25 protein-coding genes are annotated in these 23,306 nt (G+C 39.8%); 16 read left to right on the top strand and 9 right to left on the bottom strand.

Annotated features, from left to right (window positions below; translation table 11 throughout):
* Positions 1-134: 134 nt before the first annotated feature.
* The 4 genes from QF004_RS08785 to QF004_RS08770 all read right to left on the bottom strand — a co-directional run bounded on the left by QF004_RS08785 (position 135) and on the right by QF004_RS08770 (position 4,615).
* Entirely contained in the window at positions 135-566 is a 432-nt protein-coding gene (locus QF004_RS08785; RefSeq protein WP_133440685.1) for an Hsp20/alpha crystallin family protein, read from the bottom strand.
* A 423-nt stretch (positions 567-989) separates the two neighbouring features.
* Positions 990-2,234 (bottom strand): PAS domain-containing sensor histidine kinase, encoded by a 1,245-nt coding sequence (locus QF004_RS08780; protein WP_282905779.1) that lies wholly within the window; start codon positions 2,232-2,234, stop codon positions 990-992.
* Positions 2,235-2,375: 141 nt separating this feature from the next.
* A complete protein-coding gene (locus tag QF004_RS08775; protein WP_133440683.1) occupies positions 2,376-3,248 on the bottom strand; it encodes a universal stress protein in 873 nt (290 codons plus the stop codon).
* A 20-nt stretch (positions 3,249-3,268) separates the two neighbouring features.
* Entirely contained in the window at positions 3,269-4,615 is a 1,347-nt protein-coding gene (locus QF004_RS08770) for a L,D-transpeptidase family protein (protein ID WP_307425145.1), read from the bottom strand.
* 480 nt (positions 4,616-5,095) lie between these two features.
* On the opposite strand from QF004_RS08770, the gene QF004_RS08765 reads away from it, so the two are divergent.
* Entirely contained in the window at positions 5,096-5,791 is a 696-nt protein-coding gene (locus QF004_RS08765; RefSeq protein WP_133440681.1) for a VIT family protein, read from the top strand.
* 383 nt (positions 5,792-6,174) lie between these two features.
* On the opposite strand, the gene QF004_RS08760 is transcribed toward QF004_RS08765, so the two are convergent.
* From QF004_RS08760 to QF004_RS08750, 3 genes are all read right to left on the bottom strand, one after another.
* Positions 6,175-7,158, bottom strand: coding sequence for a hypothetical protein (locus QF004_RS08760; protein ID WP_307425141.1), 984 nt, complete (start codon positions 7,156-7,158; stop codon positions 6,175-6,177).
* 663 nt (positions 7,159-7,821) lie between these two features.
* Positions 7,822-8,325 carry a c-type cytochrome gene (locus QF004_RS08755; protein WP_307425138.1) on the bottom strand — a complete coding sequence of 168 codons (504 nt, stop codon included), beginning with the start codon at positions 8,323-8,325 and terminating at the stop codon, positions 7,822-7,824.
* Positions 8,326-8,868: 543 nt separating this feature from the next.
* A complete protein-coding gene (locus tag QF004_RS08750) occupies positions 8,869-9,309 on the bottom strand; it encodes a DUF2147 domain-containing protein (protein ID WP_133440678.1) in 441 nt (146 codons plus the stop codon).
* Between the two features lie 597 nt (positions 9,310-9,906).
* Here QF004_RS08750 and QF004_RS08745 point away from each other — a divergent pair.
* The 13 genes from QF004_RS08745 (at position 9,907) to QF004_RS08685 (ending at position 19,192) form a co-directional block, all read left to right on the top strand.
* Entirely contained in the window at positions 9,907-10,485 is a 579-nt protein-coding gene (locus tag QF004_RS08745) for a cysteine hydrolase family protein (protein ID WP_307425136.1), read from the top strand.
* 5 nt (positions 10,486-10,490) lie between these two features.
* Entirely contained in the window at positions 10,491-11,081 is a 591-nt protein-coding gene (locus QF004_RS08740; RefSeq protein WP_282905773.1) for a Crp/Fnr family transcriptional regulator, read from the top strand.
* A gap of 139 nt (positions 11,082-11,220) precedes the next feature.
* Complete coding sequence (locus tag QF004_RS08735; protein ID WP_307425422.1) at positions 11,221-11,673, top strand: heme-binding protein; 453 nt, start codon at positions 11,221-11,223, stop codon at positions 11,671-11,673.
* Between the two features lie 6 nt (positions 11,674-11,679).
* The gene (uraH, locus tag QF004_RS08730; protein ID WP_133440674.1) at positions 11,680-12,093 is read left to right on the top strand and encodes a hydroxyisourate hydrolase; all 414 of its coding nucleotides are present in this window, start codon (positions 11,680-11,682) and stop codon (positions 12,091-12,093) included.
* A 216-nt stretch (positions 12,094-12,309) separates the two neighbouring features.
* On the top strand, positions 12,310-12,870 hold the full coding sequence (locus tag QF004_RS08725) for a hypothetical protein (protein ID WP_307425129.1): 561 nt from the start codon (positions 12,310-12,312) through the stop codon (positions 12,868-12,870).
* A gap of 8 nt (positions 12,871-12,878) precedes the next feature.
* Positions 12,879-13,313, top strand: a complete 435-nt coding sequence (locus QF004_RS08720) for a hypothetical protein (protein ID WP_307425126.1) — start codon at positions 12,879-12,881, stop codon at positions 13,311-13,313.
* Positions 13,314-13,597: 284 nt separating this feature from the next.
* Positions 13,598-13,984 (top strand): hypothetical protein, encoded by a 387-nt coding sequence (locus QF004_RS08715; protein ID WP_133440671.1) that lies wholly within the window; start codon positions 13,598-13,600, stop codon positions 13,982-13,984.
* Positions 13,985-13,990: 6 nt separating this feature from the next.
* Entirely contained in the window at positions 13,991-14,569 is a 579-nt protein-coding gene (locus QF004_RS08710; RefSeq protein WP_133440670.1) for a TetR/AcrR family transcriptional regulator, read from the top strand.
* Positions 14,570-15,144: 575 nt separating this feature from the next.
* Positions 15,145-16,140: an NADP-dependent oxidoreductase gene (locus QF004_RS08705; protein WP_307425123.1), complete on the top strand. Its 996-nt coding sequence runs from the start codon at positions 15,145-15,147 to the stop codon at positions 16,138-16,140.
* 17 nt (positions 16,141-16,157) lie between these two features.
* Positions 16,158-17,318 (top strand): iron-containing alcohol dehydrogenase, encoded by a 1,161-nt coding sequence (locus QF004_RS08700; RefSeq protein ID WP_307425120.1) that lies wholly within the window; start codon positions 16,158-16,160, stop codon positions 17,316-17,318.
* 201 nt (positions 17,319-17,519) lie between these two features.
* Positions 17,520-18,200 (top strand): type 1 glutamine amidotransferase domain-containing protein, encoded by a 681-nt coding sequence (locus tag QF004_RS08695; protein ID WP_307425117.1) that lies wholly within the window; start codon positions 17,520-17,522, stop codon positions 18,198-18,200.
* 171 nt (positions 18,201-18,371) lie between these two features.
* The gene (locus QF004_RS08690) at positions 18,372-18,629 is read left to right on the top strand and encodes a SemiSWEET transporter (protein WP_133440667.1); all 258 of its coding nucleotides are present in this window, start codon (positions 18,372-18,374) and stop codon (positions 18,627-18,629) included.
* Positions 18,630-18,721: 92 nt separating this feature from the next.
* Complete coding sequence (locus QF004_RS08685; protein ID WP_133440666.1) at positions 18,722-19,192, top strand: low affinity iron permease family protein; 471 nt, start codon at positions 18,722-18,724, stop codon at positions 19,190-19,192.
* A 164-nt stretch (positions 19,193-19,356) separates the two neighbouring features.
* Here the strand turns inward: QF004_RS08685 and QF004_RS08680 are convergent, their stop codons facing one another.
* Positions 19,357-19,971 (bottom strand): NAD(P)H-dependent oxidoreductase, encoded by a 615-nt coding sequence (locus QF004_RS08680; protein ID WP_307425113.1) that lies wholly within the window; start codon positions 19,969-19,971, stop codon positions 19,357-19,359.
* Positions 19,972-20,071: 100 nt separating this feature from the next.
* On the opposite strand from QF004_RS08680, the gene QF004_RS08675 reads away from it, so the two are divergent.
* Positions 20,072-20,983: a LysR family transcriptional regulator gene (locus QF004_RS08675; RefSeq protein WP_133440664.1), complete on the top strand. Its 912-nt coding sequence runs from the start codon at positions 20,072-20,074 to the stop codon at positions 20,981-20,983.
* A 153-nt stretch (positions 20,984-21,136) separates the two neighbouring features.
* Here QF004_RS08675 and QF004_RS08670 read toward each other — a convergent pair whose 3' ends face one another.
* Complete coding sequence (locus tag QF004_RS08670) at positions 21,137-21,898, bottom strand: helix-turn-helix domain-containing protein (protein WP_307425110.1); 762 nt, start codon at positions 21,896-21,898, stop codon at positions 21,137-21,139.
* Between the two features lie 62 nt (positions 21,899-21,960).
* Here QF004_RS08670 and dinB point away from each other — a divergent pair, with 62 nt between their 5' ends.
* Positions 21,961-23,118, top strand: coding sequence for a DNA polymerase IV (gene dinB / locus QF004_RS08665; RefSeq protein ID WP_133440660.1), 1,158 nt, complete (start codon positions 21,961-21,963; stop codon positions 23,116-23,118).
* Positions 23,119-23,306: the final 188 nt, after the last annotated feature.

Raw genomic sequence — 23,306 nt, 5'->3', positions numbered from 1 at the left:
AATTTCTCCTTTTCACAGGACTGGACTGTTCTTTTTAGGTGCGATTTTAAAAATCAGTATTTCCGTTTTCAACGCACTGTTTTTCACGATAAGTTACGGTTATAGGCCGATACCATTGAAGAGCATTCCCTTTTTTACTCAATTTTAATTTGTTTGTGATTTGTTTTACCGTTATCCACTTTAGCAATATTGATGCTTAACAGGCCGTCCTTGTAATTCGCCTTGATCTGTTCGTCCGTAACATTATCAGGCAAACGGAAACTTCGGCAGAAAGAGGAGGTGGAGAATTCCCTTCTCAGGTAATTTTTTTTCTCTTCTTTGCTTTCCTTGCTGGTTTCTGCACTGATGCTGAGAAAACCGTTGTCCAGATCCAGTTTGAAATCTTCTTTCTTAAAACCGGGTGCAGAAACGGTGATTTCATACTTAGAGTCCTGATCAAGGATGTTGACATTGGGATAATTGTTCTTTGCCAGCATGGGTTGGTTCAAAAACCCGTCGGTATTCCAGAAATCTTCCATCATGGATTCAAAAGTAGGCAGCGTGTTGATTCTTTCTAAGGTTTTCATGACAATCTATTTTTGTTGGTTAATACATCAAAGGTAAAATGCCTCCTTATGGTGTGCCATGATTGCGGTTGTTTTTTGAAATGATTCTAATCACTTTTTTTCACAAACTGCGAATGTTCGCGGGGTGAAACACCGGTGATGGGGATCTGAGGTACCGGGCGACATTGAATCTGTGCATACAGACTCAGCACCAATTCTCAGCAGCGACCCAGCGACAGGAAATAGTACCGGAAAAAGTGCGCGCTTTCAGGAAGTGGTGGCAGGAAACCTGTACTGATCAACGGTAATCAGGCCATGCTGCCCCGCCGCCTCAACGAAAAGGAATGCCTTCCAAACGAGCGCCCATCATGCTGATTTATGCTTTTTGAAGCCCGCCAACGCAGGATGCTCTGCTCCTTATCCCGCCGGAGGACGCCATGATTCTCAATAGGTAAAGTCCGTATTTATGGATGGCGTTTGCAGCGTATCTTTGGTTTCATCCTTTGTCTTACAGAAGGATAATGTAAATTGCGTACCCTGATTCAGGGAACTGGTGAAATGAATTTCTCCATTCATCAGGTTGACATAACTATCCACGATACTTAGGCCTAATCCTGTTCCGGAAATGTTGCCGGTGTTGTGTGCCCTGAAAAAAGGCTCAAAAATCAAAGCATGATCTTTTTCAGGGATGCCTATGCCATTGTCTTTAACGGTAAAAAGATACTGCTGATCAGTAATTTCTGTGGAAAATTCAATCACGGTATTTTCACCTGAATATTTCACAGCATTGGTAATCAGATTAGTCAGGCAGTGCCTTATCAGGTATTGATCCAGATTTATCTGGCGTTCAGAGCCGGTATGCCGGTAAGTAATGACCTGATTGGTCTTGCTGATCAGCTGCATTTCGTCCCGGAGTTCTTCAGCAAACTTTAAAACATCAAAAAGACGGTTAACCGGAGTAGTAATGCCGATTTCAAGTTTTTCCGCCGAAAGAAACTCATTGAGAATAGCATTGAGATTGCCGATGGCATTTTTCAGCTGATGGAGGTATTTTACCACCGGCACCCGCTCTGAACGCTCGAGATATTTTTCAATGAGGGCTATAGAAAGCTGCATAGCACTTAGTGGAGTACGCAACTCATGGGAGGCCATGGATACCAGACGGCTTTTCAGGTGGCTGAGTTCTTTTTCTTTTTCAAGAGACTGGTGCAGCTCTTCTTTGGCTTGCTGAAGTTCAGTAAGCATTTGCTGCAGACTTTTAGTGCGCTCTTCTACCAGTTCTTCGAGTTCGCCGGTGTATTTTTTAAGGATCTCCTCGGTTTCTTTCTCTCTGGTGAGGTCATGAAGAAATGCGGTATAGATCATTCTGTCCAGATACTGCACTTCACTTACAGCGAGTCTTAAGGGAAATTGAGTACCGTCTTTTCTTTGTCCGATCACCTCCCGAATCTTTCCAATGGATTTTTTCTCACCTGTCTTCCGGTAGTGCTGCATATACTGATGATGCGCGCTCCTGTCAGGTTCGGGCATCAGGATGGAAACGTTCTGACCAACCAGTTCATCATTTTGATAACCAAATATTTTTAGACCTGCCGGATTAATGCGTTCTATCATACCGCTACTGTCCACAGTGATAATCCCGTCAAGAGCTGTGGTTATAATGGCCTGCAAAAGTCTGGCGTTTTCCATGGCGGCAGTGTAAGGTACCCGAATATACGAAGTTACAAATTTAAAAACCCTTACCCTTATTTATTATGAAAAATGTTGACTGATGCGGTTGGGCCGTAATACCTGTGGGGTTTTATTACGGCTCTCAAAATGGGAATCTGATCAGAACAGGAGAGGGACCCCCTGCGGAATAACCATTAATGGAAGATGCAGTTTACGGGCCTGTCTGATGCTGTGGCTGCCCTCGGTTAACCTGTCGAAAAATACTTTATGCTGGTGCCCCATCACCAGCAGATCCAGATCCTTATTTCTTAAAACATCCAGGCCACTGTCGATCCCTTTCTCTTCAATGGGCAGGTAGCTGGTTTTCCCCGGAATGTCTTGAATGAAAAGATCTTTTTTGTGCTCATACGCATCATTATCCAGTTTTTCATTAAAATCAATAACATGACTGATCAGGAGTTCGGCATCAAAATATTCCGCCAACTTGGATAAAGCCTGTGCGGTTTTTTTATCTTCCGTACTCAGGTCCGTCGCGAACGCAATTTTCCGTATAGCCTGGTAGCGGTGATGGTGAGGAATGATGAGTAGGGGATGCTGCGTTTTGTCAATCATTTTCAGACTGTTGCTTCCAAAGAGGAGCTGGTTTAGCTTTCCGCCCCCTGTCATTCCCATAACAATCAGAATAGCATCTGTTGCAATGGCGGTGGTATGAATAAAACTTACCAGATCTTCCCGTTCACAGGAATAAGAAATGGTGGGATGAAAGAGGGTAGGAGCATCTGCCGCCAGAACAGTTTCTTTTTTTTCTAATGTGTTGGCAAACTTTTTCAGGTCTTTGTTGATCTCTTCCTTGAGGTCGGGATATTCGTACAAAGACCAGGTAACCCCGCTCATTACAGGGCTTTCGGCTGGTACGGTAAACGCGTTACAGAGGTGGAGGTCTGCCTTGAGGCCTATGGCCATGTTCAGGGCATAATGAGCAGCGTTTTTGGAGGGTTCTGAAAAATCGGTCGGAACCAGAATTGTTCTCATAATAGGTGTTTTTTAAATTATCAGTGTGGGAACTTTTGTTCCAGATTTTTATCCAGACCATAAATGTCTCTGAACATCTCAGGTTTTCCCTGATGTATTCTACAGGTGAGGTAGGAGATCATGAAGGGCACCGGTTTTTTTAAAATAAAATCTTTTCGGGTATACGTCTGCATTGCCTCTTCCAACTCTGGGATTTGGTTGGCAGCACCGTCACCTGTAAGCAGCAGGCCTGCGAGTTGTTTTGCTTCTTCCACCCGAATGCATCCGTGGCTCAGCGCTCTGTATTCCTGATGAAATAAATTGGGCTGGGACGTATCATGCAGGTATACATGATAAGGGTTGGGAAACCGGAATACTATTGCACCCAGCGCATTGCCGGGCCCGGCAGACTGTCTTACCGTGAACTGAGATGGGTTGCTGCGCACGGCTTTCAGGGTGGTGCTGTTCCCCTTTATCGGGTGTCCTTCTTTATTGTAAAATGAATAATGATGGTTGGTTAAATACTGCCTGTTTTTTAAGATTTTGGGCAGGATTTCTTTCATCATGATGCTCTGAGGAACCACCCAGACCGGTGCGGTGGTAAAATAATGAATGGCACTTTTCAGCACAGGGCTTTTATTGGAAGGTTTTCCCACGATAACTTTGAACTCCGATATTTTTCCTGCCTGATGGAATTCTAAGGTGTAGGAAGGGATGTTCACGAGGATATAGGAGTCTTCGTCAGTGTCCACCCACCGCAGGCGTTCCATATTGATGATTATTTTGGTCACCGTCTCCGGAGGAACCTCATTATCGCCGGAAAACGTTCTCCTCAAATAGTTTTGAAGATCCTGATAGGCTTTTATTTTTGGCTGTGCTTCGGCAGCTGCATTTTGCAGATTCCGTTTTCTAAGGGCGCCCGCCAGGATTTCGTCGGCACGGAAGCCGTCTATATTCCGTTCATCGATCTCATCGGCTTTATAAAAAGGGTTATACTTTCCAAAATGAAGATGGTTGAGAAATGTAATAAGTTGATCTGTAATCAGAATGTCATTTCTGATCATCGCAACAGAATCCTTTGCGGTGGTATGATGCGCCACCTTTTTTAATTTTTCGGCAGAAAACTCCTGCGGCTGATTGGCATAAGAAGACATTCCGTACTGGGGTGCACTTGCCAGCAAAGCAACTGCGCCCTGTAAAAGAGCTTTTTCCGAATCCATCCAAGCGTATTTAAACCCGTTTTGTTCATAAAAACGCTTCACTGTTTTTGGATAATGGAGGGTACGCCAATTGGCGGTGTCCGCAAGAAAGAGGTCTAACCGGATATTCTGGCCGCTGATCTGAATAACGGCGAGCAGAATAACATGGAAATACAAAATCGATTTCATCTTGCAGTATTTATTAAGTAAATTTCCGAATTTATATGTTTTTAATTTGTGACAGGAATCATTTTATAAAATGATCTATAGCGCATCCCTGTCGCCGGAATACGAAGCACAGATTTTGAAATATTGGATTTTCGTCATCTTTTGAAACTTCCGGTCATCTGATGCCGCCTGCCTGTTTTTATTGGTATTGTCATTCCTCCGAGGCAGTTCAAGCGGTTTTGTACAGGTTTAATTTTTTGAAAACTGCTGAAGTTTGATAAAACCTCCGCCAGAGATTGAAGTCATCCGTATTTTTTCTGATTCCTAAACCGCTTCAACCGGAATGGTCAGCAGGTGGAGAGATCCTGATGAAAAATCAGCTCGGGGTGAAAGAACTTCTCAGTGGGTGGGATATGCATTATAACCCATCAATAATGACGGAATTTGAAATTATTTCATTAAATTTAAGGTTTAAAAATCATTTTTTTAATAAAAACAGATATGCATCATCCATTTGAAAAACATTATGTAAACAGAGTGGGCTGGCTTCGTGCCTCTGTTTTAGGTGCTAATGACGGACTGCTTTCCACCACCAGTATTGTAATAGGCATAGCCGCAGCACAGCCAGACCGGAATATCATTGTACTCGCAGCTTTAGCGGGAATGATTGCAGGGGCCATGTCGATGGCGGCAGGGGAATATGTTTCTGTCAGTTCACAGGAAGATACCGAAAAAGCAGATCTGCTGCGTGAGAAAAAAGAACTGGAAGAACTTCCGGAAGTGGAACTGAGAGAGCTTGCTAAAATCTATGAAAACAGAGGGGTAAGTAAAGAAACCGCTTTGCAGGTCGCTACAGAACTCACGGAACACGACGCACTGGGAACGCATGCACATGATGAATTAGGCATTAATGAAATTACACAGGCAAAACCGTTACAGGCAGCGATGGCTTCCTTTGGGTCCTTTGCATTGGGCGCTTTATTGCCTTTTGTTGTTTCTTTTTTAGCACCTATCAAAGAAATGGTCTATTATCAATACGGTTTCTCGATTGTTTTTCTCATGATTTTAGGAGCGGTTTCTGCAAAAACGGGAGGTTCTGCTATGGGTACCGCCGTTTTAAGAATTTGCTTTTGGGGAACAGTAGCCATGGGAATTACCGCCTTGGTAGGACATCTTTTCGGAGTGAATATCAACTAGTTTGAGTCTTTCTTTAATGATGAAAAATGCAGGTAAAATGCATTAAAACAGCACTTTTTTCAGTAAATTTCAGGTCCTATTGATCAGTATGAAAATCAGGAAATATCTGTGGGATCTGAAATTCAAGTACCTGTATTTCTTAAATAAACGAAGTACCTTTCTTTTTTTGATCTAACGCATTTTTTAGACCCTTTCGTTTGACCTCTCGTTTGGGGAACTAATGACAGACAAAGGAGTCTTCAATTTCTTTTAACTTTTAAGATCAGCCAAATCGCTAAAACTTATGGAAGCAAGACCAAGTTTAAATGCTTTATTATGCTTTAGTTTTTTTAGCAGCGGTATACTTTTTAATGCGTTTGACCTGTGCAAAAATCTTGCACCCGTTAAAAAGGCAAATCTATATTTTCCGGTACAATAAAATCCTTCGTATAGGGATTCTCCAGAAAGCTCAGAAACGGTTTTTGAAACTGAATGATATCTCCCCTCTGAATGCCGTAAACCGACCAATAGTTGGTGAGCAGCTGTGCGAAAGTTTCCTCATCCCAAAATCCGAAAACAGGTCTGTTTTCATTGGCAGTAACAGGAACTGCCTCTATCGTAATTCCGGTTGCGGTGTTTTCAATTTGGTATTCCGGTTTGTACTGTAAAATATAATCGGAGTAATGAAATCTCGCGAATAATTCTTCAAACTGAAGTGGATGCAAAACGTGACCTTTCATTTTTTCGAGGATCTCCTTTTGTTTTTCACCGATCACGCCATTATCCTGAAGACAGGCAATAAAACCAAATCCGTTGACGCCAAACTGGAACAGTAAATTAACCGTATCATCACGGTAACTGAAAATATCGGCGGAATATTTCAGCGGAAATACCGCAATACTCCAGGGTTTCTGACCCACAAAAGAAACCGGTTCTATGATGGACTGCATCATCAGATGGAAGTTTCCAAAACGTTCGCGCAGGGCAGATGAGAGGTCGAAATTTTCTCTCAGTCTCATCCTGCGGCTGCTTTCGTAGCGCATTTCGTAATACAACATGCCGTAAACCATTCTTCCCGTCCAGAGAAAAAGCAACTGTTCATCGAGTGCGGCCATGCCTTCATATCCTTTTTCATAGGCAGCCTGGATTTTTTCCTCCAACGCCTCAAAAGCTTTTTTCACGCGGGGTGAGCAAGGCAACTGCAGATCAGCATATGTGTAAGACTTGCTTTTATCCATCATCTCAATGCGATCGGTTCCAAATTTAAAATGATCCATGAGCCACTCCGGGTAAACAGTCATTTTTTCGGTAGTTAAATCTCCGGTAAGGAAGCAAAACTGTTCATCGAAAATCAAATCCGTGAAGGGATTAAAAAGGGATAAAGACATAAAATGAGTTGATATTGAGGTTGAAAATTTTTGCAAAGATAGCCATTAACGTGGTTTTCTTAAGCCATTTTCCATCGGATTTATTTTCCGAAAATAAAATATAGACAGAAGTTTCACCCAAATAGAAATTCAATGAATTCTATTTTTTTAAAGATATCCGTCTTTAATCATCATAAAATTTTAAATCCCGTCGTGAACGGGACAAGGGTTTCATGTAAAAACAGGCTGTTTTTCTCGCTCATCTAAAGGCGCAAACCGAAGATTCACCCATTCCTTCAAAACGATAAGAAAACATTGGCAAAGGCATTTGCCACCCTCGAATCTGCGATTTCGCTTAGCAAATGTCCGGAAATAGATGTTTACGACCCATTACTCCGATACCTTATTCTTTAAATCCCATTTCAAAAAATCTAAATGGTGTTTTTCGTGAAGCCATTCGTGTTAAAATCACATTCAATAATCTAAACCAATATCCTTGATAAAATTAGCAGTACCATCTGTGTTAAGAACCCACGTTTATTTCCGGCGAAAATCTCAATAGACTTTCATTAATTAATCTTAGGCTGAATTTTAAATTACAATTTCAAAAAGTTCTGATGATCAAAAACCTTGAAAGCGTCACCAATGTTTTCAAATCTGCTTTACAAAGTCCTGGTTTTCCGGTTACTGCATTTTCATTTCATTTTTCCTGATCGGCATGAGAATCGGAACCATTTTGCTTACGCCCTGCAGGTATTTTTCTGGATTGGGATTTCCGCGGTGACAGGTGATGCAGTAAACGGAAGTGATTTGTTTGGGCTTCGGGTCTGGAGCGTGGGGCAGAAAATATTTCGCATTGATGTCATTGGTCATCTGGAGCATTCCCCGGGCGATCTCTTTGGTTAATTTAGCATCAGAAGGAAAATCCAGTTTTTTGGGATCGCTCTTTTGTGCAGTATGACAAAATACACAATCTACGCCCAGAGAACTGTTAAAAGTTTGCATTACAAACATCAGACTGTCCTTGGTGATGTTCCCGGGCAGCACTTTTAGATTTTTCCAGTCTGTTTGTGTTTCAGTGATCGGGCGGTAAACTCTGGTAGAATTGGTTGTTATCAAAATAATAACACCGATGATTCCTAATAATCCAATAAAGGATAAAGCGGATTCTAATGGGTTTGTTTTCATGATATTTTGTGTTTTTAAAGAATATCTAAGTTATTAATTATTCTTTTAAAAGCGGTAATGAATTTCGAAAATCTGACTGGAACGTTATTTTAGATGCCAGCTAAATCCATTGAATAGGAGGAAGTTAGAATTGAAAACAAGAGAGTCGTGCTACATCATTCTTTTGCTTTTCTGGTCAAGGTTTTAAAATCCAGGTAAAAATGTTTTGCTGAAATGTCATATAGTGCCCTTTACCTGTTCAGGCTTTGACTGTACCGTAAAATTAATTTTAAACGCCTCCCGAAAGTTTTAAAAAGAACCTAAAAACTAAGGTAAAAAAGCTGCTGCTTAATTTTGAAGACTGATTTTCATTAAAAAATAATTTTTACAAATATTCAGAAAATATTTGATTTTCAATCTGATGTGCACTTTTGAGCAGCACCATTTTCACTTAGAAAGAAACTGATGTTAAAAAAGTGGCGTTCCGACATTTTCCTTCATCACTGCGTGCTTTTATCAAAACACAAATGGCACTGATTTTTTAACCGCGAGCAAAAAGCTCATTTACATTTTATTAAAATGCAGTGTTTTTCCAATCCAGGTCCATTTCCAGTAGCCACGGACAATCATCAGGCCATTCTCTTGGATTTCAATATAAGAATCCCAGGTTCTGCCGCTGGAAGCATCATAGATTTTTCCATTTTCCCAACGTTGTTTTTCGTGGTTAAAATTCAGGTTTTTCAGAATTTCCATGCCAATCAGTTTTCTGTTTCTTAAATTTAAATCAGGATTATGAGAGTCCACCCGCGTGTTCATTGGCTTTCCATTTCCTAAACGCTCATCAAACCACAAGATCCTGGCTTTAAAATTTTTTCCTTCCCTGTAAACAGATACACTTACGGTTTTATCCACGGACATCCATTTTCCCAGAATATCATCAATTCTGTTTTGAGCCGTTGCGGTATAAAACAGGAGGAGAAAGAAAATGATAGAGGATTTTGCCATGGTGATTTAAGTTTCAAAAGTTATAACGGATGTAAAATGTGTTTTATGATGTTCTGAACAGCCAGGATTGTTATTTTAATGGTAAACACGCCTGCCTTTTGCCAGAATCTTGAACGAAATAGCTTTTATCCATTATCGAGCCATTCCTTCACCTGACAAAACTGGGCCCATTTTTTTTTATTTTCAAACAGCCCGGTGCAATCCGTTCAATATTATTTTTTTGGTAGATCTGTAATTTAGCATAATGGGAAAGTCTTTGCGAAATTTGTCAAGTGAAATCAAAGGTTTGAAAAAGTTAAACATCCTTTCAATCTTTTCTAAATTTTATTTAGAAATTAGGAATCTCCGGTCTGCGAACTTTAAAGATAAAATGAAAAACAGGTCATTCTCAAACAAAATATTTGTGGGGGGCTGCCTCAAAAATTTTCATGATGTTTAAAATGGATATCCAGATTATTCATTTATTGAACTAGTTCAACACTTTTTTCCGGTGACCAAACTAACTTTGCCGAAAATTAATTAAAAGAGAGAACCTGTTCAAAACAGTAGTAAAGAATTTGAGGATAAGTAAATAGCTTTTAAAATAAAAAAAAGAAAATGATGACACGGGAAAATAACAACACAACTGCATTGCTGATCATCGACATCCAGAATGATTACTTTCCGGGCGGAACGATGGAACTGGAAGACTCAGCTGAAGCGGCAGAAAAGGCGGGTGCTGTGCTTTCTTATTTTAGAAACAACAGCATGCCGGTCGTTCATATCAAGCATATTTCAAACCAGGAAGGGGCTACTTTCTTTCTACCTGAAACGGAAGGCGCGGAAATTCACCAAAGTGTTGCTCCATTAGAGACAGAAAAGGTGATTACAAAAAACTACCCGAACAGTTTTAGAGAAACAGAATTATTAGGATATTTACAGGAGAAATCTATTTCAAATTTAGTAATTTGCGGAATGATGACCGATGTGTGCGTAAGTGCTACAACCAGAGCAGCCATGGATTTCGGTTTTCATAATACAATTATCGCAGACGCAGTGACCACCAAAGCCCGCGAACTGAATGGGGAAATGATCCCCGCTGAACAGATTACAGCATCGTTTCTGGCAGGATTAAATGCATTAGGCGGATTGTATGCAACACTCGAAACAAGTGAAAGCTATATAAAAAACCAGTAAACAATATGGGGGCATACCCTTCCTTCGAAAAGAATATCCTAAAATACGTTGATTTGTCGCAGGATGAATTAGCAGCGTTCATCTCTTGTTATACCCTTGAAACAGTTGAAAAAAACAGGATTATTCTGAAAGAAGGAGAAGTGTGCGAATTTGAAAGCTATGTGCTGGAAGGTTGTTTTAAAGTTTTTTATCAGGACGAAAATCTCCGGGAACACATTCTCTATTTTGCAGTCGAGGATTGGTGGGTATTAGATATTGGCAGTTTTGTTTCCGGTAAAGTTTCCAGATTAAATATTCAGGCCCTGGAAGATTCTGTTATTTTAACGGTTGACCGGGCAAAAAAAGAGCAGTTGTATGCCGATATTCCGAAAGCGGAGAAGATTTTCAGAATCATGAATCAAAAGTCTTTGGCATCCATGCACTTAAGAATGATCAGCATGCTTCATAAAACTGCAGAGAGAAGGTACCTGGATTTTACGGAAAGATATCCGGCCCTCGATCAAAGAATAGCCCAACACCAAATTGCTGCCTATTTAGGAATCTCCCACGAATTCTTAAGTAAGGTAAAAAAAAGACTGTTGCGCAATCAGCAGTAAAATTTCAGGATTAACCCGTTCATTACCGATCAATAAAGTCACTCAGAAAAAGGACGCAGTAAATTGCGGTACCGAACATTCAATTTTTACGATTATGAAAACAGGAAAAAAGATAATGATCACCAGTGTATTGCTGTTCATGTCTGGACTGGCATCTGCACAATATATACAAAAGGAATACAGTCTGAATCAGGCAGGAGCTTTGAAGTTAGCAGAACAGGCCGGAATTGAAGCTCAAAAATCAGATAAAAAAGTATCCGTTGCGGTACTCAATTCATCGGGCGTAACATTGTTACTGTTAAAAGGAGATCATGTAGGACCGCACAATACAGAAGCCTCCAGACGGAAAGCGTACACCTCACTGTCGACAAAAACGGCAAGTCTGGACCTGATGAAAAATGCAGCCGGTAGTGAAAGTGCGAAAAACCTCAATACACTTCCGGAATTATTATTGTTAGGGGGCGGCGTACCGGTATGGAAAGATGGTGAACTCGTTGGAAGTTTAGGAGTTTCCGGCGGCGGAAGCGGAGAAAATGATCACCGTATTGCAACGGAAGCAGTAGAGAAATTAGGATTTAAAACAAATAAATAAATAAAGATGAAAGCAAGAAATTTTTTAACCGTACTTATGCTTGCACTTGCAAGTTTCAGCTTTGCCCAGGAGGCAAAATTCCAGTTATCAAGTCACATCTTAGACATTACGAAAGGCGAGCCTGCTCCAGGTGTGAAAATAAGTCTGTCTAAACAGGATAAAGCTGGCAAATGGACCGCCGTTGATGAAAAAATAACGGATCAAAACGGCAGGATTACCGATTTTTTAAAGGTAACGAAAGGAGTCGATAATGAAGGTATTTATAAGTTGACCTATTTTGTGGCCCCTTATTTTAAAAAAATGAAGCAGGACTCTTTTTACCCTTTCATAGAAGTGGTATTTGAAATTAAAGGAGAAAGCCATTTCCATGTTCCGATTACGCTGTCTGCTTACGGATATTCCACCTACAGAGGTAATTAAAATTTAAAAAAAACAGTTTTCAAAACCCTGATTAAGTTGGGGTTTTGTTTTTAAATAGTGGTACGTCAATGCGGTCAGATATGATTGTGTTTTGCGTTATCGCGTTAAAAATTTTTAGTATAATTAAAGAAAGAATCTGTATAAAAAGGAGATCGTTTTTTGACTTTTAAAACAAATTTAAACTGACTCTTCCTCTTTTAGGAACCGATTTATTGCATGAAGAAACACAAAGCCGCCCGGTTTTTAATGACATCAACTGTTCTGTTTGTTCAGGTGGTATTTTTATTAATGATTATTAAAGAGCAGTACGAAACCAATCATTTTGCGACCATCATTTCTGTACTGTTCATCACCTTAATGCTGATCTCTGGATATAAATACTTGGATCTGCATCATGAAGAATATGTTTACGAAAATATTTCTGTGGCGATATGGGTCCCGGTTGGAGCCTCGGCTTGCTATCTGCTTAATACTTCCACCGATCTTGGAAGCGTCTTGTCAGTTGGGATTACGGGCGCATTTGCCTCCTTTTTTCCGTCCATTGATAAAAAATCAGAGTACTTTAACAATGTGCCGGCCGCTATTTATTGTGGCGCATTCATCGGAATGTCGGCCTTGAAAATCGCACCCTCCATTGGTTTTGTCATTGCTGCCGGAATTTTAGCCGGTCTCTTTTTGATGCTGGCAAAAAATCTGTTCGTCGGCATTGGTGGAAAATTGGGCAGTATCGCATTCGGCAGTATGGTGATTGTCACCCTTATACATTGGTTATTATGAATGATTTTATGATAACAGCCGTTGCCGGAACTGTAGGTTCAACGCTTACTTTCTATGTCAGCGAACATTATAAACAGGGTCCGGTTCGGTCTTCGGCTTTAGTTTCGGTTGCGGCAGGGCTGTTTTTCTACTGTTTTCCGCACGCACTGAATTCTTATCTCACCAAAAATATTCCGCTTATCCTGATGGGAACTTCGTTTATTGGAATGGTTTCCCCTAAATACTATGGAAGCTATTTTCGGTTAGCTGCTGCCGGAATGCTGTTCAGCATCATTTACAGTAAAAAAAGTCTTTTCTTTGAAGGCTTTGGCGGCGCTCTTGGTGCCCTGGCTTTTATTTCGCTTTTAACCGTCATCAGTACGTTCAATTTAATTTCAAGAAAATTTAAAGTAAGCAGGGTGTATGTGAGAGCCAGAAGAAGATTTTTGAATAACAGAAATTAGTCCGTCTGCAAATGGATTATTTATTTTTTTGCCCGCCTGTGGGATTACCACTTTCGTTGAACAGTTGTTTTCTGGAGAACGTTTATTCTTAGAACATTGTATTTGATCATTTTTAAATTAAAGGAACAGCGACTTTGTTCACCTTTAATGTTTGGGCAGGAAAGCATTTCATGATTCCTCTTTAGGTTTAAATAGTATCAGCCATCATCATTTTGTTTATTTATAAAAATGAACGTTCATTCTTTTTTTTATATCTTTGCAGAATAAAACATAAATCAAGTACAATGAGAGTGATTTTTTGGGTGATCGCAAGTATCCTTTTAGCATTTTTAATGATGGCGGCCGGAGTTCAGCACTTGTGGAATCCCGGTTTTTATCTTCCGTTTGTCCCGTCATTTTTACCGTTTCCACTGGCAATTGTTTATTTGTCGGGAATTGTAGAATTACTTTTAGGCATCGTTACCTTATTTTTAAATCAAAAATATACCCAATATGGTTTGTTCGGTATTTTTGTGTTAATGGTGATTTTCCTGCCACTCCATATTGCGGATGCTTTCAAAGCGCAGCCCGTCATCGGAAGTCCTGAGCTGGCCTATTTCAGACTGGTTATTCAATTGATATTGATTTGGCTTTCCTGGAGATCATATAAATTTACCTCGCTTGTAAAATAAAGAAGAATGGCTAAAAAAGAAAAAATAACAGACAAAAAAAATGCGTTGCTCAATGCGACACTTACTTTGGTCAACAACCATGGTTTTCATAATACGCCGATGTCTAAGATCGCTAAAATGGCAGGGGTGTCACCGGCGACCATTTATCTGTATTTCGAACATAAGCAGGATTTGATCAATACGCTTTACTTAGAAGTGAAGGAGTCTTTCAGTGCCTGCGCTTTCGAAGGGTACAGTGAAGAGATGTCTGTGAAGACCGGTTTTGAACTTATTTGGGTTAATATCGCCAACTACAAATTAAATCAGATAAAAGAAGCCAACTTTTTATCCCAGTGCGACAACAGCCCGATGATTGATGAAGCCATTAGAATAGAAGGATTAAAGAATCTGCAACCGTTACTCGATTTATGGGAAAGAGGTAAAAAAGAAGGTGTTATAAAACCACTTTCGGACTATATTTTGTATGCTTATACCATCTATCCTCTGTCTTTTTTACTGGAAATGCAGGAAAGGGAAATCTTTACCTTAGATGAAAAAGTGAAAAAAGAAACGTTTCAGTTGGCATGGGATGCGATAAAAATTTGATTTTTCTTTTAATTTAATGTATATCTATAATTAGTAATACAGATATATTTCTTCTGTCCTTTGTCAAGTTTTACACCTTTGCGTCCTTAAAAAAGTGAGAAAAACAGCCTGTTTGTAAATGAAATCTTTGCGACTTTGCATTAATTAAAGACGGATATAAATATTTAATATGTATATCCGTAATTAGTAATAATTGTAAAGTCTTTGCGAACTTTGCTAAGTGAAACGCCTTTGCGAACTTAAAAAAGATTGTAAACATGGTATGGATATGCAAATAAAATCTTTGCGAACCTTTGCTTTAAAAAATTACATTATGATTAAAAACGGATATACATAATATTTAATTTTAAAAACCTTCATTAATGAGGAGCCTGTTTAAATTTGCTTACAAAAAAGATATTTTCTTTTTCACCGACCTTAAAGAGTGGAAAATTTCTTAAAATTTATTTCATAAGAAATGGATATCCGAAATGAGTCATCAGAAAGTAAGCTCAAAGCCAGAGCGTATCCTGTATTCAGCAATATCAAAAAAACACAGAAAAAAAGTCATTTATTTTTAATAAAAACCTTTTAAGATGAATAAAACAATAACACTGAACAGCCGACCGGTTGGAAAACCCCAACTGTCAGATTTTAAATTTGTAGATGAAGAAATGACGGTAATAAAAGAAGGCGAAATTCTTTTGAAAACAAAATTCGTTTCTGTAGATCCGTATTTGCGGGGACGAATGAGCGATGTCCCCTCTTATGTGCCGCCTTTTGAACTGCAAAAAGTGATGAGTTCCGGCGTTGTCGCGGAAGTAGCGGAATCTAAGAATGAAAAGTATAAAGCCGGAGATTTTGTTACAGGAGCTTTGGACTGGAAACAATTTCAAACCTCAACAGGAAATAACGTTTTAAAAGTAGATGCTCAGGCAGCGCCACTTTCTAATTATTTAGGGGTTTTGGGAATGACGGGATTAACCGCTTATTTCGGCCTTACAGAAATAGGAAAACCCAAAGCCGGAGAAACCATCGTGGTTTCCGGAGCTGCCGGAGCCGTGGGAAGTGTCGTGGGACAAATCTCAAAAATCCTGGGATGCCGCGTGATTGGCATTGCCGGAACCGATGAAAAAGCAGCCTTGCTGAAATCTGAATTCGGTTTTGATGAAGCCATTAATTACCATACCACAAAGGACATGACCAAAGCCATTGCAGAAGTTTGTCCCAATGGCGTTGATATTTATTATGACAATGTCGGCGGCGCGGTTTCAGACAGTGTACATGCCAATATCAATCGACTGGGAAGAATTATTGTATGCGGCGCGATTTCCGCCTACAACGATACTTCTGTTCCGCAGGGACCGCGCGTGGAACCTTTCCTCATCCGCAAAAGTGCTCTGATGCAGGGATTCATCGTGAGCAATTATGCGGAGAAATTCCCCGAAGGAATGAAACATCTGTCGCAATGGTTGTCTGAAGGAAAACTGCATGCGGCCGAAACCGTTGTGGAAGGTTTTGAAAATATTCCGCAGGCTTTTATCGGCCTTTTTGAAGGCAGGAATAAAGGGAAAATGATCGTAAAAATATAAACAGGAAAAATAAAAATATGAACAATTTTAAATACAGAAATCCAACAAAAATATTGTTTGGTAAAGGTCAGATCGAAAATCTTCCGGCAGAAATTCCGGCAAACGCAAAAGTATTGATGCTCTACGGTGGCGGAAGTATTAAGAAAAACGGAATCTATGATCAGGTAAAAAAAGCACTTTCAGGTTATGAAGTCGTAGAATTCGGTGGAATTCCTGCCAATCCGGAATACAGCGTTTTACTGGACGCACTGAAAGTCATTAAAGAAGAAAAGATCACCTATCTTTTAGCTGTTGGCGGCGGTTCTGTAATCGACGGGACTAAATTTTTATCAGCCGCAGCTTTATATCAGGGCGAAACTCCCTGGGATTTACTCACCAACAAAAAACCGGTGACCGAAGGATTGCCTTTTGGAACGGTATTGACGCTTCCTGCAACCGGATCTGAAATGAATTCCGGGTCGGTAATTACCAGAGCAGAAACGCAGGAAAAATTAGCGTTTGGCGGCCCGGGACTTTTCCCAATCTTCTCCGTTCTTGATCCGGAAGTGATTAAATCCATTCCGCAACGTCAACTGGCGAACGGCATTGCAGATGCGTTCACCCACGTGATGGAACAGTATATGACCTATCCGATCGGCGCTTTATTGCAGGATCGTTTTGCAGAAAGTATCATACAGACTTTAATTGAAGTGGCTCCGGCCATTATGAAAGATCCGTCGGATTATCAGGCCGCGTGCAATTTTATGTGGAGCTGTACCATGGCTTTGAACGGATTAATCCAGCAGGGCGTTCCGGGAGACTGGGCCATTCACTCGATGGGACATGAATTAACGGCGATGTATGGAATTGATCATGCCAGAACTTTGGCCATTTTAGCAGGAAATCATTACCGTTATAATTTCGGAACCAAGAAAGAAAAACTGGCGCAATATGCGGAGCGCGTCTGGAATATTACCGAAGGAAGTTTAGAAGAAAAAGCCCACGCCGGAATTGACAAAACCGATGAATTCTTCAAATCTTTAGGAATCGATATTAAATTATCCGACTACACCAAAGACTACTCAGAAACCGGAAATATTATTGCAAAACGTTTTATAGACCGAGGTTGGATGGGACTTGGAGAGCATAAATTACTTGCGCCCGCAGATGTTCAGAAAATTATCGAAATGAGTTACTAAAATGTAATTTTTTGCCTGAATATGAAGCAATAATTGACTGGACACCTTTGCTGATTTTTACGCCTTTGCGTCCTTAAAAAGAAGCATCGGAAACAGCATAAGGTCAAAAAAAACTTTGCGCTCTTTGCGTTAAAAGAAGTTGTGAGTGTAGCACGACAAAAAACAGACTATTATAAATTTAACCATTTAAAAAAAATACTTATGAAAATATTATTTGTCTTAACCTCCCACGATCAGTTGGGAAATACCGGTGAGAAAACCGGATTTTGGATCGAAGAATTCGCAAGTCCTTATTACTTTTTGGTGGATAAAGGCGTTGACGTTATTTTAGCTTCCCCAAATGGTGGCCAGCCACCCATCGATCCTACCAGTGACAAACCGGAAAATCAAACGGAAGCCACCATCAGATTTAAAGCAGATAAAGATTTGCAGGAAAAATTAAGCAAAACGCACAAACTGTCTGAAGTCTCTGCAAAAGATTACGATGCCGTATTTTATCCCGGCGGTCACGGTCCACTTTGGGATTTGGCAGAAAGTGCGGATTCGGCAAAACTGATCGAAAGCTTTTACAACAGCGATAAACCGGTAGCTTTCGTCTGTCATGCTCCCGCAGCTTTGAAACAGGTGAAAAATACTTCCGGTGAACCATTGGTAAAAGGTAAAAAAGTAACCGGATTTACCAATTCCGAAGAAGCCCTGGTACAACTGACCGATGTCGTTCCCTTTTTGGTAGAAGATATGCTGAAACAAAACGGCGGGATTTACAGCAAAGCCGGCGATTTTGAAGCGTATGCTTTAGAAGACGGTTTGCTGATTACCGGGCAGAATCCGGCGTCTTCCGAAAAAGTAGCTGAGTTGTTGCTGAATAAACTTCAGAAATAAATCCGGAATCTTTTTTAGATCATAAATTAGTAATAAAAAGTTTCAAAGTGAATTTTCGCTTTGGAACTTTTTTTTAAGAACTCTCAAGAACGGCGCTTGCCATTGGTGGCTGTAATTCCCTAAAATACTTTCTCTGCTTTTTCCTAAATTCGTTTAATAATAAAAATTAAAATGGACGAAAATATTCTCGGTTTGGTCGCTGGTGCCTTTACCTCGGTAGCCATGTTGCCACAACTGATCAAAGTTTTAAAGGAAAAAGATGTAGAAGATTTATCTTTATTAATGATGCTCTTCTTAATTACCGGCCTGTCACTGTGGGTTTGGTATGGTGTTCTCAAAGACGAACTTCCCATTATTCTGTCCAATGCTTTTGCCGTTGTGGTGAATATCATCCTGCTGAGTTCCTATTTTATATACCGTAAAAAGTAAGTAGTAACGAGTGATTAAATAATCACATCCACAGCAGTTACAACGGTTTGGCAAACTTTTTTCTGTGAAGAGAATAATTAAAAACGATTCTTATGGCAACTGACAATAATTTATTTGAAAAATTCTCAAATGCTGCAACTACTTTCACCGGAAGTTCTTACGCGTTTTTAGGTGCTTTGGCGATTGTGATTATTTGGGCGGTAAGTGGTCCTATTTTTCAGTTTTCGGAAACCTGGCAGTTGATCATCAATACCGGAACTACGATTATCACTTTCCTGATGGTTTTCTTAATTCAAAAAGCCCAGAACAAAGATTCCAAAGCAATCCAAATCAAACTCAATGAATTGATCGCAGCCAGCAAATCTGCGAGTAACAGAATTGTGGATATTGAGAATTTAACCGAAAAAGAATTGGATCAGATTCATAAATATTACGAAAAATTATCGGATGAAGCAGAGGAAGATGCCTATTTAAACGGTTCGCACTCTATCGATGCTGCCTCCAGAAATCAGGAAGAGAAGGCTGAATATTTTAAAGGGATAACTAAAAAAGAAGAGGAATAATTCACCTTTTCTTTTATCAAAATAAAAACGGGACCTCATTAAAGTTTTATTTTAAAAAAGAGGTCACGCTTATAGCATCTTTTTTCAATCCGTGAAGATATTCCTCATGAAACCGCGTTTTTAAAATGGATATCCTGTTTTTATAAACGCTGTAAGATTTTTCATTAGACGGACTGGGGTTTTAATTCTTTTGAAAAAACCTCTGTGAGATGTTCCCGGTAAGATTTCATGTCCCGTTCGATATTGGCATTTTTCTCTACATCATGAAAGTGGAAACTTTCCATTTTTTCTAAGGAAACAAAACGGTTCATTCTGTGGAAGCCAAACAGCGGCCCGTCGTCAACACTTGTTTCATTAAAAAATTCTCCGGGAAGTGTAAAAGCAGTTTCCGGCGCGTTCCAACTGGTGGTCACCATGTATTTTCTGCCGCCAAGCATGCCGCCCGTTCCGTAATTAATTTCGGGATTGTCGGCGTGTCTGCCGTCGCTTTTATAAATTCCTTTGGCATGACCGGCAGTGAAAACTTCATCAATATATTTTTTGAAACCATTCGGTAATTGAAACCACCAAATCGGAGTATGATAAATAATAAAATCGGCCCAGACAAATTTTTTAACTTCTTCTTTGGTATCGTACTGTTCGCTTATATTGGTAATTTGCACTTCAATATTTCCAAATTCTTCTAAAACTTTCAGCGTGTTTCCGGTAATCGTTTGGTTGTATTTTCCTCCCGAATGACCAAAATTTTGTCCACCATTGATGATGAGTACTTTTTTCATTTTTAAATGTTTAAAATTATGAATGCAAAATTACCTTCAATTTTACCATAATGAAAATAATATAAATCATACATTTGTATCATAATTATAATAGTAAGTGATGGTTAATTTAGAATGGTATCGGACTTTTAAAGCGATTTACAAAGCGGGGACCCTTACCGGTGCGGCAGAGCATTTATTTATTTCGCAACCCGGGGTAAGTTTGCATTTAGGCTCTCTGGAAGCGTATGTCGGGTATAAATTATTTGACCGGACCGGTCGGAAAATGATTCCGACAGAGCGCGGTAAAATCTTATTTAATGCGGTTTCCGAACCTTTGACAAAGTTGGAAGAAGTCGAGAAAAATTTTCAGAAATCTACCGAAAAACATACGCCCACCATAAGTGTGGGAATGTGTTTTGAAACTTTTCAGACTACTTTAGAGCAATATGTTTCAAGTTTGCCGTTCAATTTAATTATCAGTTTTGGAGATTATCCGGAAATGCTGGATCAGCTGGATAAAGGAATTTTAGATTTGATTATCACGCCCAAAAAAGGGGTTTCACCCAATATTGAACATGAAGCTTTTTCTTCGGAGCAGATTATTTTGGTCGGCGGAAAAGAAGTTGAGACCGATCGTATCAAAAAGATTTTGAATACGAAGGATAAAAGGCAAATTGAAGAATGGCTGAAACAGCAGAAATGGTACGGCACAACCGGCGATATGGAACATCTTTTCCAGTTCTGGATTCTGAATTTCGGACATAAACCTAACTTCCGGCCCAATTATATTGTTCCCAATTTAAACTCCATCATCCGCTGTTTAAAAGGAGGAACAGGATTGGCGGTAATCCCCAATTTCCTGTGCAAAAATGAAATTGAAAACGGCCAGATCAAATTAATTTGGGAAGGTGACAAAAAACTGGAAAACACCTTATATTTCGGTTGCCGAAAGAAAACCAACCATCAAGCTGAAATAGATCACCTCAAAAGTCTTTTCCGTAAAGTGATGGCGGGAATTGAAGCAGTCTGAAGTTTCGTTGATATTCCGCTTTAGAAAAGAAATTTTAAAAAAAAATCAGTTATTAAGGCAATTCAAACAGATTATCGAATGATTGACAACAAGAAAAGCAAAACTCTTTCAGTGGAAAGGTTTTTTTTGACAATAATTGTAATGAAGAAATAGCTATTTCTTCCTGATCAAATCAATCTCTTTCTTCAGACTCAAAAACATATCCTTCACCGTCATCATGTCCAAAGTTTCGGTTTCGAATTCTGCCGTGTTAATGCTGCAGGCATATTCCCAGATTTCCATCAACTCCGAAAGTTTAATATCATAAGGTTTGTACAATGGATTATCTGAACTTACGGTGATATTTCTTACGGTTTTCTTTTCAAATCTTTTATAAACAACGCCTTCATTTTGGGTGATGAAAATATAGGTTTTGTTATTCCTTAAATCATTGATGTTTTCCACATATTTCCCCACGATAAAAGTTCCGTTTTTAAAAGGCGGCATCGAATCTCCAGTCGCCGGAAAAGCGCGGTATTTTCCGTTGCGTAAAAAGGGGAGGGAAATGGTCTGCAGTTTTTCAATATATCCGGGATCACTGTAACCCTGCAGATAGCCCATCTGTGCTTTCTCCGGAATGACTTCTATTTTATTTTCGCCTTTTTCATCCACCATAATGGGCAGGATCGTTCGGTTGTCGGGCAGGTTCATCATCTTTTCTAAACTATATTTTCGCACATCCAAACCCACCAGTAAATCAATACTCACGCGGTAATATTTTGAAATTCTTATGAGGATTTCAATCGGCGGTTCGGTTGCGCCATCTTCATATTTGGCGTACCGTCCGCGCGTGATCAAAAGATCATCGGCGACTTTTTGTTGCGGGTATTTTTGTTGAGCCCTCAAATACCGCATGTTATCTGATAAAATTGACATTGATACAAATTATAGCAACAAAGATACGGATTTTTGATATAAATCATACTAATTTTGTACCCATGGAAAGAGCAATTGCACATATGGATCTGGACACTTTTTTTGTGTCCTGTGAAAGATTACAGGATACAAAACTCAACGGGATTCCCGTTATCATCGGTGGTGGCGACCGTGGAGTGGTGGCATCCTGTTCTTATGAAGCGCGCTATTTCGGCGTACGTTCTGCCATGCCGATCAAAATGGCAATGAGGTTATGTCCGGAAGCAAAAGTCATCCGCGGCGATTACGAACGGTATTCCAAATTTTCCAAAGAAGTCACCGAAATTATTCAGGAAAAAGTGCCCGTTTTGGAAAAAGCCAGCATCGATGAATTTTACATGGACTTATCGGGCATGGACAAATTTTTCGGATGCTATCAATGGACGAAGGAAATTGCAGATTCTGTCACGAAAAATACGGGTTTACCGATAAGTTTTGCTTTATCCACCAACAAAACGGTTTCCAAAATCGGCACCGGAGAATCTAAACCGGTCGGAAGATTGGAGATTCCGGCACAGAACATACAGCCATTTCTAAATCCTTTATCGGTAAGGAAAATTCCCATGGTCGGAGATGTCACTTTTCAATTATTGTCGCGTGTCGGAATCAGAACCATTCAGACTTTGGCAGAAATGCCCGTTTTGGTTCTGCAGCAAATGATCGGGAAAAACGGTGGCGAACTCTGGAAAAAAGCCAACGGAATCGACTTGACGCCGGTGGTTCCGTATTCGGAAAGAAAATCATTATCCAGTGAACATACTTTTACGAATGACACGATGGATCTATTCGAATTAAAAAGATTGATTTCGAGCATGGCAGAATCTCTGGCTTATCAATTAAGACAGGAAAAATGGCTGACTTCCACGGTCGTTTTAAAAATCCGATACGCCAATTTCGATACGGAAACGAAACAGTGCAAAATTTCTTATACTTCCCTGGATCATACTTTGGCAAGAGTCGCTTTGGATCTGTTTGAAAAACTCTACACGCGGCGGATGCGCCTGAGGCTGGTCGGTTTGCGGTTTACCAATCTCGTGCACGGAACCTATCAGATGAATTTATTCGAAGACAGCGAAGAACTCATGAATCTCTACCAGGCCATGGACCGCATGAAAAACCGCTTCGGCAAAAATGCTTTGGGTAGAGCGTCGGGATTTGAGCTGGTTTATGGAGCTGTATAATGTGAAAAGTAAAAATTTAACCACAAAAGGAACAAAAGTTTCATGAAAATTAAGTTATTCAAAAGATCAAAAAAGGTATGCGTGTTTCACTTTGAATGAAATCTTACTTCACTTAATTTCTTAATGTTGAAAATTTTTCAACCACAAAAGGGACAAAAGTTTTTGTAAAATGAAGTTATTCAAAAGAG

The sequence above is a fragment of the Chryseobacterium sp. MDT2-18 genome (assembly GCF_030815285.1).
Taxonomy (GTDB): domain Bacteria; phylum Bacteroidota; class Bacteroidia; order Flavobacteriales; family Weeksellaceae; genus Kaistella; species Kaistella salivictor.
The sequence above is the reverse complement of the archived record's forward strand: the minus strand, read 5'-3'. Positions and strand labels throughout refer to the sequence as shown.

What these genes read in the sequence shown, in the direction of transcription:
- QF004_RS08695 (WP_307425117.1), top strand. Translation starts at nt 17,520, where the DNA reads ATGAAAATATTATTTGTCTTAACCTCCCACGATCAGTTGGGAAATACC.
- QF004_RS08770 (WP_307425145.1), bottom strand. Translation starts at nt 4,615, where the DNA reads ATGAAATCGATTTTGTATTTCCATGTTATTCTGCTCGCCGTTATTCAG.
- QF004_RS08780 (WP_282905779.1), bottom strand. Translation starts at nt 2,234, where the DNA reads ATGGAAAACGCCAGACTTTTGCAGGCCATTATAACCACAGCTCTTGAC.
- QF004_RS08725 (WP_307425129.1), top strand. Translation starts at nt 12,310, where the DNA reads ATGAAGAAACACAAAGCCGCCCGGTTTTTAATGACATCAACTGTTCTG.
- QF004_RS08765 (WP_133440681.1), top strand. Translation starts at nt 5,096, where the DNA reads ATGCATCATCCATTTGAAAAACATTATGTAAACAGAGTGGGCTGGCTT.
- QF004_RS08680 (WP_307425113.1), bottom strand. Translation starts at nt 19,971, where the DNA reads ATGAAAAAAGTACTCATCATCAATGGTGGACAAAATTTTGGTCATTCG.
- QF004_RS08720 (WP_307425126.1), top strand. Translation starts at nt 12,879, where the DNA reads ATGATAACAGCCGTTGCCGGAACTGTAGGTTCAACGCTTACTTTCTAT.
- QF004_RS08685 (WP_133440666.1), top strand. Translation starts at nt 18,722, where the DNA reads ATGGCAACTGACAATAATTTATTTGAAAAATTCTCAAATGCTGCAACT.
- QF004_RS08740 (WP_282905773.1), top strand. Translation starts at nt 10,491, where the DNA reads ATGGGGGCATACCCTTCCTTCGAAAAGAATATCCTAAAATACGTTGAT.
- QF004_RS08735 (WP_307425422.1), top strand. Translation starts at nt 11,221, where the DNA reads ATGTCTGGACTGGCATCTGCACAATATATACAAAAGGAATACAGTCTG.
- QF004_RS08690 (WP_133440667.1), top strand. Translation starts at nt 18,372, where the DNA reads ATGGACGAAAATATTCTCGGTTTGGTCGCTGGTGCCTTTACCTCGGTA.
- QF004_RS08675 (WP_133440664.1), top strand. Translation starts at nt 20,072, where the DNA reads ATGGTTAATTTAGAATGGTATCGGACTTTTAAAGCGATTTACAAAGCG.
- QF004_RS08755 (WP_307425138.1), bottom strand. Translation starts at nt 8,325, where the DNA reads ATGAAAACAAACCCATTAGAATCCGCTTTATCCTTTATTGGATTATTA.
- QF004_RS08670 (WP_307425110.1), bottom strand. Translation starts at nt 21,898, where the DNA reads ATGTCAATTTTATCAGATAACATGCGGTATTTGAGGGCTCAACAAAAA.
- uraH (WP_133440674.1), top strand. Translation starts at nt 11,680, where the DNA reads ATGAAAGCAAGAAATTTTTTAACCGTACTTATGCTTGCACTTGCAAGT.
- QF004_RS08700 (WP_307425120.1), top strand. Translation starts at nt 16,158, where the DNA reads ATGAACAATTTTAAATACAGAAATCCAACAAAAATATTGTTTGGTAAA.
- QF004_RS08705 (WP_307425123.1), top strand. Translation starts at nt 15,145, where the DNA reads ATGAATAAAACAATAACACTGAACAGCCGACCGGTTGGAAAACCCCAA.
- QF004_RS08715 (WP_133440671.1), top strand. Translation starts at nt 13,598, where the DNA reads ATGAGAGTGATTTTTTGGGTGATCGCAAGTATCCTTTTAGCATTTTTA.
- QF004_RS08710 (WP_133440670.1), top strand. Translation starts at nt 13,991, where the DNA reads ATGGCTAAAAAAGAAAAAATAACAGACAAAAAAAATGCGTTGCTCAAT.
- QF004_RS08785 (WP_133440685.1), bottom strand. Translation starts at nt 566, where the DNA reads ATGAAAACCTTAGAAAGAATCAACACGCTGCCTACTTTTGAATCCATG.
- QF004_RS08775 (WP_133440683.1), bottom strand. Translation starts at nt 3,248, where the DNA reads ATGAGAACAATTCTGGTTCCGACCGATTTTTCAGAACCCTCCAAAAAC.
- QF004_RS08760 (WP_307425141.1), bottom strand. Translation starts at nt 7,158, where the DNA reads ATGTCTTTATCCCTTTTTAATCCCTTCACGGATTTGATTTTCGATGAA.
- dinB (WP_133440660.1), top strand. Translation starts at nt 21,961, where the DNA reads ATGGAAAGAGCAATTGCACATATGGATCTGGACACTTTTTTTGTGTCC.
- QF004_RS08750 (WP_133440678.1), bottom strand. Translation starts at nt 9,309, where the DNA reads ATGGCAAAATCCTCTATCATTTTCTTTCTCCTCCTGTTTTATACCGCA.
- QF004_RS08745 (WP_307425136.1), top strand. Translation starts at nt 9,907, where the DNA reads ATGATGACACGGGAAAATAACAACACAACTGCATTGCTGATCATCGAC.